The organism is Pseudoalteromonas sp. MB47 (assembly GCF_011319765.1).
Classification (GTDB): domain Bacteria; phylum Pseudomonadota; class Gammaproteobacteria; order Enterobacterales; family Alteromonadaceae; genus Pseudoalteromonas; species Pseudoalteromonas simplex.
In genome coordinates this window covers 449,999-462,914 of sequence record NZ_VFBD01000026.1, presented here as the reverse complement: position 1 = coordinate 462,914, position 12,916 = coordinate 449,999, and the positions used below count along the sequence as shown (strand labels likewise).

Genomic DNA, 12,916 nt, shown 5'->3' with positions numbered 1-12,916 from the left:
TAGGGGCTTCACGGTTTACGTGAGGTCTGTTGCCAGTGTAGAATGACTACGACCTTTTTAGAAGGTTTTCTTTCTTAACTCTCACAGTTAGTACTACAATTTGTTTATGGAGAAAGATCCGTGCAAGAATACGTTCTCTGGTATCAAGAGCTTGGTATGCAAGATGTTCCTCGTGTTGGCGGTAAAAACGCTTCACTTGGAGAAATGATCTCAAACCTAGCTAACGCTGGTGTTCAAGTGCCAGGTGGTTTCGCTACAACCGCTGATGCATTCAATGAGTTTCTAGAGCAATCTGGATTAAACTCAAAAATCCACGATATTTTAGACACATTGGATGTGGATGATGTAAATACACTCGCTAAAGTCGGTGCCGAAATCCGCCAATGGATTATCGATACACCATTCCAACCTAACCTAGACCAAGCCATCCGCGACGCATATAGCCAACTACACGGCGACGCATCACAAGATGTTTCATTTGCAGTTCGCTCATCTGCTACAGCAGAAGACATGCCAGACGCTTCATTCGCAGGACAACAAGAAACGTTTTTAAACGTACGTGGTATTGATGCAGTAATGACTGCAATCAAACACGTGTTTGCCTCACTATTTAATGACCGCGCTATTTCTTACCGTGTTCACCAAGGTTATGATCACCGTGGTGTTGCACTTTCAGCTGGTATCCAACGCATGGTTCGTTCAGATAAAGCAGCTTCAGGTGTTATGTTCAGTATTGATACTGAATCTGGCTTTGAAGATGTTGTATTTGTAACTTCAAGCTATGGTCTTGGTGAAATGGTTGTACAGGGTGCTGTAAACCCAGATGAATTTTATGTTCATAAACCAACGCTTGCTAACGGTAAACCAGCGGTAGTTCGCCGTAACATTGGTTCAAAAGCAATCCAAATGATTTACTCAGCGGATGAATCACATGGTAAGCAAGTTGAAATTGTTGACGTAGATTCGTCACTTTCAAACAAATTCTCAATCACAGATGCTGAAGTTCAAGAACTTGCAAAGCAAGCTGTTATTATTGAAAAGCACTACGGTCGTCCAATGGACATCGAGTGGGCAAAAGACGGCAACGACGGTAAACTTTACATCGTTCAAGCACGTCCAGAAACAGTTCGTTCAAACGAAGACGCTAACGTTATGGAGCGTTTCCAATTAAATGGTACAAGCACAGTTGTTGCTGAAGGCCGTGCAATTGGTCACAAGATTGGTTCAGGTACTGTACGCGTACTAGATTCAATTGATGAAATGGACAAAGTACAACAAGGCGACATTCTAGTTACTGACATGACTGACCCAGACTGGGAGCCAATCATGAAACGTGCAGCTGCGATTGTTACAAACCGTGGTGGACGTACTTGTCACGCGGCAATCATTGCTCGTGAATTAGGTATTCCTGCAGTTGTTGGTTGTGGTAATGCAACTGATTTAATTAAAGCAGGCCAAGATGTAACTGTATCGTGTGCCGAAGGTGACACAGGTTATATCTACGAAGGTATTTTAGATTACGAAGTACTTACATCACGTGTTGATGAAATGCCAGAATTACCAATGAAAGTTATGATGAACGTAGGTAACCCTGATCGTGCATTCGACTTTGCTCGCTTACCTCATGCCGGTGTTGGCCTTGCGCGTGTTGAATTCGTAATCAACCGAATGATTGGTGTTCACCCTAAAGCACTTCTTAATTTTGATGCGCAATCTGACGAGCTAAAAGCTGAAATCTCAGAAATGATGGCAGGTTATGAATCACCTGTAGAATTCTATATTTCTAAGCTTGTTGAAGGTATTGCAACACTAGGTTGTGCGTTTGCACCTGAGCGTGTCATTGTTCGTATGTCTGACTTTAAGTCAAACGAATATGCAAACCTTGTTGGCGGCCAGCAATATGAGCCGGAAGAAGAAAACCCAATGATTGGTTTCCGTGGTGCAGCACGTTATATCTCTGAAGATTTCCGTGACTGTTTCGCGTTAGAGTGTGAAGCGATTAAACGTGTTCGCAACGAAATGGGTATGACTAATATTGAAATCATGATCCCATTTGTTCGTACGCTTGAAGAAGGTAAGCGCGTTATTGAATTACTTGAAGAACATGGCCTTAAACGTGGCGAAAATGGTCTGAAAGTAATCATGATGTGTGAATTACCATCAAACGCGTTACTTGCAGATGAGTTCTTAGAATTTTTTGATGGTTTCTCTATCGGTTCAAACGACTTAACTCAGTTAACATTAGGTCTTGACCGTGACTCAGGTTTAATTGCGCATCTATTTGATGAGCGTAACCCTGCAATCAAGAAACTATTATCAATGGCTATTCAAACTGCTAAAGCAAAAGGCAAATACGTAGGTATTTGTGGTCAAGGTCCTTCAGATCATGAAGACTTTGCAGCTTGGTTAGTTGAGCAGGGCATTGATTCTGTTTCTCTAAACCCAGATACAGTATTAGAAACTTGGTTATATCTTGCTAAGAAATTAGCCGACTAAGTACTTTATTTAATTAAAATAAAGATTCTGATATAAAAAATGCCAGCACTTAGCTGGCATTTTTGTAGCTCAATTAGAAATCAGCGAGCAAGTTTTTTATCGATATAAGCACATGACTTAGTCAGAGCCTTTTGGCACAAGGTTAAATAATCACGCGCTTTAGGATAGTAAAAAGATAAACAGAAAAGTCCTGCAATAAAGAAGATCAGCGACGGTCCGGGAATAATAACAAAAACTAAACCCAATAACATGCACAAGGCACCTAAACTGATTAATGCAATTTTTTTCATCTGACTATCTCATTTGCTGCTTTAATACACAGTATAAAAGTATTGCCCCCGAAATCGATAAAAAGAGTGTTACAAACTGTAAAATCTTCAATTTATCTTAGCTATTAGCATGATATAATTTGCAAAATGCCTTAATTTATCACCGTCATGATAGCAACAATAAGCCAACAACAAGCCACCACAGAACTCGTTTCTAATTACTTAGATACAATACAAAAACAAGGTTTTAGTGGTGATACCGATGCAAGCTTTTCTACACGTTTAAGTTTATCAACCGATAACAGCGTTTACCAACAGGTACCTCAAGGTGTCATCTTTCCAAAGTCAGCAAAAGACATACAACTTGCTATGCAAATTGCTTCTCGTGATCCGTTTTTATCACTGACTTTTGGTCCACGCGGAGGTGGTACAGGTACTAATGGTCAATCGCTAACCCCAGGTATAGTTGTTGATTTATCTCGCTACATGCGTGAAATTTTAGAAATCAATGTCGAAGAAAACTGGGTGCGCGTGCAAACGGGTGTAATAAAAGACCAATTAAACGACTTTTTGCGTCCTTACGGTTTTTTCTTTGCGCCCGATTTATCAACAAGTAACCGTGCAACAATCGGTGGAATGATAAATACAGATGCATCAGGTCAAGGCTCTTTGGTTTATGGCAAAACAAGTGATCACGTTTTAGGCCTAACAACTTATCTTGTTGATGGCACTGAAATGTCAACAACCCCTATGCCTATTGAAAAAGCAAAAGTAATTGCTGAACAAAACACGACAGTAGGTAAGTTATATAAAACAGTTCTTGATATTGGCCTTGAGAATCGAGACGCTATTTTAGAAAAATTCCCACGTTTAAACCGTTTTCTGACCGGCTACGATTTAGAACATATTCTTTCTGATGATTTACAAACCTTTGATATGAGCAGATTAATTACTGGCTCCGAAGGTTCATTAGGTATAGTTACTGAAGCAAAACTTAATATTACGCCCATTGCTGAATTTAAAACATTAATAAATATTAAATACGATAGCTTTGATTCTGCACTTCGTCATTCACCATTTCTAGTTGCAGCAAATGCAACTTCTGTAGAAACAGTCGATAGCAAAGTACTTAACCTTGCTCGAGAAGATATCATTTGGCATTCAGTATCGGACTTAATAACCGATGTTGAAAACAAAGATATGCAAGGGCTCAACATGGTTGAGTTTAATGCGGTTTCACCTGAAGACATTAAAGATAAAGTAGACACTCTTTGTAAGCTACTCGATGAATGTGTTGAAAAACAAACTAATGGGGTGATCGGTTATCAGTTAACGAATGACAAAGCTGATATTTTAAAAATTTATGCAATGCGTAAAAAGTCAGTGGGTCTTTTAGGTAATGTAAAAGGCAGTCAAAAACCGTTAGCTTTTGCTGAAGATACTGCAGTACCACCAGAAAACTTAGCCGATTTTATAGTCGAGTTTCGTGAACTTCTCGATAACCACAACCTTCAATATGGTATGTTTGGCCATGTTGATGCCGGTGTATTACACGTACGACCTGCACTCGATATGTGTGACCCTGAGCAAGAAAAATTACTTCGCCATATTTCAGATGAAGTCGTTAAACTGACTGCCAAATATGGCGGCTTGATGTGGGGAGAGCATGGCAAAGGGTATCGAAGTGAATATGGCCCTGAATTTTTCGGCGAGCATTTATTTACACAACTTCGAAAAATCAAAGCGGCATTTGATCCAAATAACAGAGTAAACCCAGGTAAAATCTGTACGCCAATTGAAAGTAAAGACTCACTCGTTTCTGTTGACGATCAAAAGCGTGCCTGGTTCGACAAAGAAATTTCTATCGATGTTAAAACAGAATTTAATAACGCGATGACCTGTAATGGTAATGGTCTGTGTTTTAACTACGATGAAAAATCACCAATGTGTCCATCTTATAAAGTAACAGGTGACCGCCGTTATTCACCTAAAGGTCGCGCAAGTTTAATGCGCGAGTGGTTGCGCCTTCAAAAGTCTGAAAATATTGATTTACTCAATGTCGAAAAAGAATTAGTTAATGGTGAAGTGATTACTTGGTGGGAGCGCTATCAACATAGTCGCGATAAGAAAAAAGGCGTTTATGATTTCTCTCATGAAGTAAAAGAATCAATGGATGAATGTTTAGCTTGTAAAGCATGTACTACTGCATGCCCAATAAAAGTTGATGTACCAACATTTCGCTCACGCTTTTTAAATTTTTACCACAGTTATTATGCTCGACCAGCAAAAGATTATTTAGTAGCAGGCATCGAACAAACTGCGCCGGTTATGGCAAAATTTGCTAAAGTGGTAAATCCAATAGTAAATACAAAACTTGTTTCAGGATTAATTAAAAATACCATTGGTTATGTTGATACGCCAAGTTTAAGCGTACCGCAACTTTCTAAACGTATTTCAAAAGATCAGCAATTTAATTTTGAATTACTTAATTCGCTTTCAAAAGAACAACAAGCAGAATATGTACTGATAGTACAAGATCCATTCACGAGTTTTTACGAAGCCGAATTAGTCGAAAGCTTTATTAAAGTCATTAAAGCGTTAGGTAAAAAGCCGATGCTATTACCATTTAAACCTAATGGTAAAGCACAGCATGTAAAAGGGTTTTTAAATGAATTTAAAACAACAGCAAAAAATGCTGCTGAGTTTTTAAATTCACTCAGTGAAATCAATGCTCCTTTAGTTGGGCTCGATGCATCTTTGGTTATGTGTTACCGAGATGAATATGTGTCAATTTTAAAAGAGAACCGTGGAGATTTTAAAGTTGAGCTTGCGCATGAATGGCTTCAAACGCAAAACTTTAAACAAGTTACTCTTGCCACTACAACGAGTTCGCCATTTAAATTGTTGAGTCATTGTACTGAAACAACAGCAATGCCGAATGCATCTAAAGTTTGGCAAACCATTTTTGCTGATCTAAATTTACAGCTTGAAACTACCAGTACGGGTTGTTGTGGTATGGCAGGAACGTACGGCCATGAAAAACAAAACCAAGAAAATTCACGGGCTCTTTATGAAATGAGTTGGCAACCAATTATTTCAAGTAATGAGCCTGAAACTATTTTAGCAACTGGCTTTTCTTGTCGTAGCCAAGTGAAGCGCTATGAAAAATTTAAACCAAAGCATCCACTGCAATTAATTGCAGAGCTACTTTAAGTTGTAAAAATAAAAAAGGCGCTCAACGCGCCTTTTTTATTGGTAACTTTTTGCTATGGGCTTGGTACTCATGCCATGAATGAACACACTAAATAAAATGGTTGTTAATGTTACTGTGGCAATTTGTTCTTTGTTTTCAATTGCTGTATCCATCACCATTAAAGTGAAAACGATAGACGCCAAACCTCGAGGACCAAACCACGCAAAAGTAAATTTGTCTTTGAAATTTAGATTAGTAAACATAAGTGAAAGGAGTACCGGCACAATTCTAAAAATCGTCACACTTAATAACGCATAAAAAACAATTGGCCAAGTGATATCATTCACAATTAAGTGACCACATACAAAACCGAATAAACACCAAATTAGTAGCGCAACAAATTCAGCGATATGCTCAGAGTCTTTAACTAGTGTTGAACGAATTTTTTTAGGTGCTAAGTAATCAAATAAAAGCCCCGAAACAAAAACAGCAATAAAGCCACTGCCATGAAAATTTTGTGTTAAAGAGAAAATAGCCATGACTAAGCCAATCAATAAAAATGGACTGCTATTATTTGCAAAGTAATGACGTGCTAATGCTATTTTTAAAAGTGGAATAAACACGGCCATCGACACGCCTGCAATAACCAGTGCAACACCTAACTCTCTTGCAAAAACAAGTAAAGTATCAATTGTTGTTACAGCACTTTCTGGGTTTTGAGCTAATAAAAGTAAAACTAAAAAAATGGGTACGCAAAGGCCATCGTTCAAACCACTTTCAGTATTTATTCCTTCGCGAACTTTCTCTGGTACCGATGTGCATTCTAAAATTCCTTTGCTAAGCGCGGCATCCGTTGGTGTTAAAATAATTGCGATCAAGGCAGATTGAAAAAGTGATAACTCCGAAAAGAAAAACAACCCACCGGCAACACCTAACAGTAGTGTCATCGGCAAAGCAACAAAAAGTAACAGGCTAGGGTACTGATAACTATGTTTTAATACGGGGAGTTTTGATTTGGCGGCATCGGTAAATAAAAAAATACTTAAGGTTAATTCAACCAAAGGTAAAATGTCACTGAGTCCGGCTTCGCCTAACTTAAACTCACTCGGCAAAAAGTAAGACATTGCAATTCCGACCAACACAAAAAACATTGGCCCGGTAATTTCTGTTCGCTCTAATTGCCTAATCGTCAGTGAGTAAAATAATAAAGCTAAACCGACTAACGCCAGTATTGTATATTCCATTAAACTTTCCTTTTTATTCCAGACTTTGCACGTTCTTTTATATTTGTTTGAATATAAATTTGATCTGTCGTAGCAATTTTTGCATGACCTAAATCTTCAGATAAATGTTTTAGCGGTCTTGTTTGGGCATCGTGTGTTGCACCAGTATGTCTTAACCAGTGAGCAGTGGCCGCTTCAAGTTGTTCCGCATCATCTTTAAAGCCGTCATCTAAAAGAGATTGTTTTGCTAAATCAAAACTTTTCTGAACCAAACGGCGAATTTGACGAACAGTCATTCCACCTTTACCACGAATTTTATGAACTAACGGCTCAGCTTCATCAACGCGGGGCAGGGCAGGTAAACCACGGTAAAGCCTATAACGTTTTAGATATGATATAAAATCTTCACTTAAGGTAACATCACGTAATTTATTGCCTTTACCCATAATTCTTAGAAACCAAAAACCATCATTATCTTGCCAAAAATGTGACATAACGGGTGACCACTGAGGGCGCTCGGATAACTCAGATATTCGTAAGTACAATCCTTTTAAGCAAGCAAGTGTGAATAAATTTCTTTCTAAATCAGGTTGTTGTTCACATAAATCACGAGTAACACCAAAAACATATTCCCATTGAATATCACTAAGTGTATCGGGAATTTTAATTTGCGATTGCACAACTAAGTAAGGGCTATTCTTTTTAACAACCGGTACAAAGTTAGCAAAGGTTTTTTCTTCTAAAATTGCGAACTTATAAAAAACATTTAAAGCTGTAAACATAGCTGCGAGTGTTTGTTGGCTAGCAATATTTTCTTTATTGATGAAAGGGCGCCAATTTGTATTTAGTCGTCTTATGCCTTGTTCATCTTTATAACGCCATTGCACTGAACTTGATAACCAGGCTGAATCTGGTTCAACCATAAAATCAACATAGGCTTCAATATCTTCACGTTTTAGATCAAATACCGATTTCTCAGCAACCAACCACGACCATAAACAAAAACGCTCAAGCTCATTTCGAAAACGATTAAATGTGGCTTCTGATTTTCGGCCATACACATATAAAAACTGATAAACAAAAGCTAAGTCATTTTTTGATTCAGCAACAGTCAATCCAACTTGATGTATAAAGTGTTCAAGTTCTGGATATTCTGTTGCAAGAGTATCATCTTCAAGATGGGCAATTTGGTAACGCAGTTGTTTTAGTGTATCGACGAGAGCAACGAGCATAATGATGTAATATCTTGTAAAATAGCTAGTTATAAGATTACCATAAAGTCCGATACTGTCTAGTATTGGACTTAATATATCTATAGTATTTGCAACATTAACTAGATTGCCATACTAATATTCAAGGAATATGTATGAAAAAGTTTATCGCTATTAGTTTAGTTTTAATCACTACAATTTTAACCGGTTGTGCTACAACAGGAAGTGCATCTCCCGATGAAAAACGTGCTTTAGTACAAAGCATGAAAAACAATACATTAAGTGAGCTTTACGCTCAAAAACCTGATGTTAAACAACAAATTGCTAACTCTGCTGGTTATGCGGTTTTTGATAATGCCAATGTAAATGTTGTTTTAGCCAGCTTTGGCGGTGGTTACGGTGTTGTTAAAAACAACCTAACCGGTAAATCAACTTACATGAATATGGGTGAAGCAGGTTTAGGCTTAGGTTTAGGTGTTAAAGACTTTAATGTTGTGATGGTTTTTCATAATCAAGCAGCAGTAAATCGCTTTATTGAACATGGTTGGGCATTCGGTGGAAATGCAGATGCAGCAGCAAAATATGAAGATAAAGGTGGTGCTTTAGTTGCCGAAGCAATTGCCGACCAAGTAACTGTTTATTCCTTAACCGAAAATGGCCTTGCGTTACAAGCGGTACTTAAAGGCACTAAGTTTTGGGTAGATTCTGAGCTAAATTAAGCTATTTTAAACCCTTCTAAAAGTGGGCTAGTTAGTAACCTAACTCCCACTTTTCATTAGTTTAAGTAATTTAACATAACGTAATTTATGGGTAATTAAGTATAATTTGTTTCTAGTAGTTAATTTACTTGTTTATATCTATTTTACTATCTTTTATGAGTTCTCATTTATCGCTCTTTCAATTAATAAGTTCTTTGAACAAATAGCTAGTTGTTTTTTATAGTTCTCAAGAGATTAGTTTGTTATGCGTAATTATTTTTAATGTATTACTCTAACAGTTTAGATGTTAAAGCTTTTTATATTTTTAGCATTTAAACCTATCTCGTATATCTGCTCTGGCTTTGCTTGCACAATGCCCATTCAAAATAAACGACCTAATTTTGATAACTTTATATCTTTTCATTTGATGTTCCACATCAGAAGTAGTTCGAGTTTTTTAGGTTACCTCCTCTTACACCTCCTAGGAAAATTCAGATTTCATGGATAAATGATTAATTAAACTTAACTTTTCATTTTCATCTTAGTAGCATATCCATACTTTAATACTAGAAGAGTCACTCTTTTAACATTTCATGCATTTTCTTCAAACTTTATAACTATAAATATTAGCAGGTCCTATGAGAAAGTTTATTTTGCTGACAATTTTTTTGTATTTGGGATGGGAATATTACGTTACAAATAATGGTGGTACATCTATTACTGAGGTAGTCAATAGCCGTGTTATAGCACCTTTAAAAGCACGCTTTAATAAGAGACAACAAAAACGCTTCTCTACTAATGAAAGTTATTTCGAATGTGATGGCAGACAATACTGTAAGCAAATGACATCCATTGAAGAAGCCTATTTTTTCAATAGGCATTGTCCAAATACTGATTTAGATAGTGATTATGATGGTGAGTTATGTGAAGGTGATCCTAGGTTTTAATTTCTATAGTTTAACTTTAATTCTAAATTCTATTTAGAATTAAAGTTTTCCTCCGCATTTACGAAAAAATATGAATTTTCTTAATTCCATATCAATTACTTAGGTGTAACTTGATATAGGACAAAACTTATTTAAATAAGACTTTCCTTGTTTATTTCACAATAATAATATCGGTAATAAACAATACTTTACTATTATAATTATTCTAAAAAAGTGACCAGCACTGTGAATAGCCAACTCATAAATAGCAATGAAGTTAAATTTCCTGAATCATCTATCCTCTTATCAACTACAGATTTAAATAGCAATATTACTTATGCCAATGATGAATTTTGTAAAATAGCCGGATATTCCCTCGACGAAATGGTGCATAAACCTCACAATCTCGTTCGTCATTCTGATATGCCAAAGCTTGCTTTTGCTGATTTATGGCACCATCTTAAAAATGGTCAATCTTGGATGGGACCTGTTAAAAATCGATGTAAAAATGGTGATTACTACTGGGTGAATGCCTTTGTAACGCCTATTAAAGATAAAACTGGTAATATCATTGAATTCCAATCAGTCAGAACCAAACAGAGTGATGAAGTTGTACAAAGAGCAACTGCTGAATATGCAAAAATAAACAACAACCAAAAGTCTCATGCTACAGCAGTAAAGTATGATGCCACTCTTTACATAAGTGCCCTGTTGCTAATTAGCTTTTTAGGCTCGCTGGCTGCCCTATTCAGTGCTGGATTTAATATTTTTAATTGTGTACTTGTACTATTTTTAGCATCAGCTAATGGGCTTATGTATTTTTGGCGCCAAAAATATTTAGCACTTATTAGTAAAGCAAAACAAGTATACGATAACCCCTTAATGGCTTACCTGTATTCTGGTACCAATGATCAATCTGGCTTTGCATATCTTGCACTTGAGATGCAAAAAGCAAAACTAAAAGCAGTTGTTGGCCGTGTGAATGATGTTAGTGTGGGTGTTAATTACAATGCCCAACATTGTGCTGAGTCTGGCCATAATGTTACGGAGCTTTTAAATAAACAAACTGACGAAGTTTCACAAATTGTTGTAGCAACAGAACAAATGACCGCTTCTATTGATGAACTTTCGTCTAGCACGATGAAATCAAGCCAAACTGCTGAGTTAACGAATCAAGCAACAGAAGACGGTTCACTTGCTGTTAGACAAACTATAAATTCAATTAGTGAACTTGACGAAAAACTCAATGCCGCAAGCAATTATGTAGAAAACTTAATCCAAGGAAATCAAGATATTGTGGCAATTCTTTCTGAGATTAATGCCATCGCAGATCAAACTAATTTACTTGCTTTAAATGCGGCAATTGAAGCAGCCCGCGCAGGTGAGCATGGCAGAGGGTTTGCGGTAGTTGCAGGAGAAGTACGAGCTCTAGCGTCTAGAACTCAGCAATCAACAGAAGAAATTAGCAATGTATTAAATCAACTTACCCACGCTTCGAAACAAGCACAAATTGCCATGAATGACGGACTAGATTTGTCGGCCAAAAGTGTTAAGCTTGCCCATCAAAGTGGCGATAGTTTAGACCATATTAAAGCGCAATCAATCAAGCTAAGTGAGCTTAATAGTGTTGTAGCCCAAGCGATAAAAGAACAGCTAACGGCAAGTCAATCGATCGCAAGAAATATAACAGCAGCTCAAGATTTTGCTCATGACTGTAAAGAGCTTGGCCAAACTTCGCAGCAACTTTGTGAAGCATTACTCAGTAAAGTGACAGAACAAACATCCTTGATTAGCCAGTTTAAGTAGTTAAAGCAAAACCACGATTATTTGATAAGGTTTATTTTCGGTGTGTGCTTATTAGTACATACCGTATCAAATGCCTCTGCTAGCCGTTCGGTTTCTTTGAATACTTGTTGCCAATATTTGATTCGTATATCAGCATCAAGTTCTGTAAAATCTTTACGATCGGGAATTTTTCCATAAGGTAATGAAGCGACAAATTCCGCTGATGGGGTGATCATCACTACGTTATCATAGTTACTCGGGGTAATACCGCGCTTTAGGCTCTTATCAAACCAACCTGCCTTTGGGCTATTATTAAAATGCGGATATAATATGAGCCCGTCATTATGAATACTTAAGTCAAAGTGATAATCGATAATACCGCCATCACGATACATACCTGGTGGTGTTCCTGTTATATTTTTAATGCCTTGCATCACTAATGGAATAGAGCCTGAAGCAAGTAACGCATCCGCTAAATTATCTTCGCTTAGCTCAATAGTATGGGTATTGAAAGTATTATTATCGGAAAAAGATAACTGACTATCCGCAGGCTGAAATACATAACGTTCATATTGCTTACTTAACAAACGTCTATTCATTCGATTGACTAAGTAGCTTTTAGATAACCCCATTAACTGCATCACTTTGTTTTCTGATGCTGTAAAGCCATTCGATTTTGCAACGATAAAGTGGGCTTTAAAAATCGGGTTGTTAATGATTTCGTGAATACCATTTTCAGCAAATACAGTGGTTAATAACTCTCGTGCTTTTGCTGTTATTTCTTCTGGTTTTGCTTTATTCGATGAATAGCGTGTTTCAGAGTAAGACTTGGCTAATCGAGATATTGCAGCAACAGGGTCATTTTGTGCAAAACAAGCAGATCTAAATGCCCCGGCACTCGACCCTAATAAGTTTAAAGGCGTAGTACGATCTTTAAAAAATTCACCAAATAGATATTTATCTAAACCAAATAATGTAAACCACTTGGGCCCGCCGCTTGCTCCTAAAAAGGTATTAAACAAATCGGCAGACAGGCCTTGCTCTTGAATTACTTTTGCAGCACTTGGCCCTGCATAAATATCTATCATGGTTACTTTTCTCGTTATTGTTTTAGC

General features: G+C 37.2%; 9 protein-coding genes. 5 read left to right on the top strand and 4 right to left on the bottom strand.

Going from position 1 to position 12,916, the window contains the following annotated elements; translation table 11 throughout:
• The first annotated feature begins 120 nt into the window (after positions 1-120).
• Positions 121-2,496, top strand: coding sequence for a phosphoenolpyruvate synthase (gene ppsA, locus IMPJCBKJ_RS15970; protein WP_166341014.1), 2,376 nt, complete (start codon positions 121-123; stop codon positions 2,494-2,496).
• An 80-nt stretch (positions 2,497-2,576) separates the two neighbouring features.
• Here ppsA and IMPJCBKJ_RS15965 read toward each other — a convergent pair whose 3' ends face one another.
• Positions 2,577-2,786: a PGPGW domain-containing protein gene (locus tag IMPJCBKJ_RS15965; protein WP_054553331.1), complete on the bottom strand. Its 210-nt coding sequence runs from the start codon at positions 2,784-2,786 to the stop codon at positions 2,577-2,579.
• A gap of 147 nt (positions 2,787-2,933) precedes the next feature.
• Between IMPJCBKJ_RS15965 and IMPJCBKJ_RS15960 the strand changes: the two genes are divergently transcribed.
• On the top strand, positions 2,934-5,978 hold the full coding sequence (locus IMPJCBKJ_RS15960; protein WP_166341012.1) for an FAD-binding and (Fe-S)-binding domain-containing protein: 3,045 nt from the start codon (positions 2,934-2,936) through the stop codon (positions 5,976-5,978).
• A 36-nt stretch (positions 5,979-6,014) separates the two neighbouring features.
• Here the strand turns inward: IMPJCBKJ_RS15960 and IMPJCBKJ_RS15955 are convergent, their stop codons facing one another.
• A complete protein-coding gene (locus tag IMPJCBKJ_RS15955) occupies positions 6,015-7,202 on the bottom strand; it encodes a cation:proton antiporter (protein ID WP_166341010.1) in 1,188 nt (395 codons plus the stop codon).
• The gene (locus tag IMPJCBKJ_RS15950) at positions 7,202-8,413 is read right to left on the bottom strand and encodes a tyrosine-type recombinase/integrase (protein WP_166341008.1); all 1,212 of its coding nucleotides are present in this window, start codon (positions 8,411-8,413) and stop codon (positions 7,202-7,204) included. Before IMPJCBKJ_RS15950 ends, IMPJCBKJ_RS15955 begins: the two co-directional genes overlap by 1 nt.
• A 134-nt stretch (positions 8,414-8,547) precedes the next feature.
• Here IMPJCBKJ_RS15950 and IMPJCBKJ_RS15945 point away from each other — a divergent pair, with 134 nt between their 5' ends.
• The 3 genes from IMPJCBKJ_RS15945 to IMPJCBKJ_RS20875 all read left to right on the top strand — a co-directional run bounded on the left by IMPJCBKJ_RS15945 (position 8,548) and on the right by IMPJCBKJ_RS20875 (position 11,822).
• A complete protein-coding gene (locus IMPJCBKJ_RS15945) occupies positions 8,548-9,111 on the top strand; it encodes a YSC84-related protein (RefSeq protein ID WP_054553327.1) in 564 nt (187 codons plus the stop codon).
• Positions 9,112-9,728: 617 nt separating this feature from the next.
• The gene (locus tag IMPJCBKJ_RS20880; protein ID WP_054552227.1) at positions 9,729-10,037 is read left to right on the top strand and encodes an excalibur calcium-binding domain-containing protein; all 309 of its coding nucleotides are present in this window, start codon (positions 9,729-9,731) and stop codon (positions 10,035-10,037) included.
• A 225-nt stretch (positions 10,038-10,262) separates the two neighbouring features.
• Positions 10,263-11,822, top strand: a complete 1,560-nt coding sequence (locus IMPJCBKJ_RS20875) for a PAS domain-containing methyl-accepting chemotaxis protein (protein ID WP_138599779.1) — start codon at positions 10,263-10,265, stop codon at positions 11,820-11,822.
• 17 nt (positions 11,823-11,839) lie between these two features.
• Here the strand turns inward: IMPJCBKJ_RS20875 and IMPJCBKJ_RS15930 are convergent, their stop codons facing one another.
• Entirely contained in the window at positions 11,840-12,889 is a 1,050-nt protein-coding gene (locus tag IMPJCBKJ_RS15930; RefSeq protein ID WP_166341006.1) for a patatin-like phospholipase family protein, read from the bottom strand.
• Between the last annotated feature and the right edge of the window lie 27 nt (positions 12,890-12,916).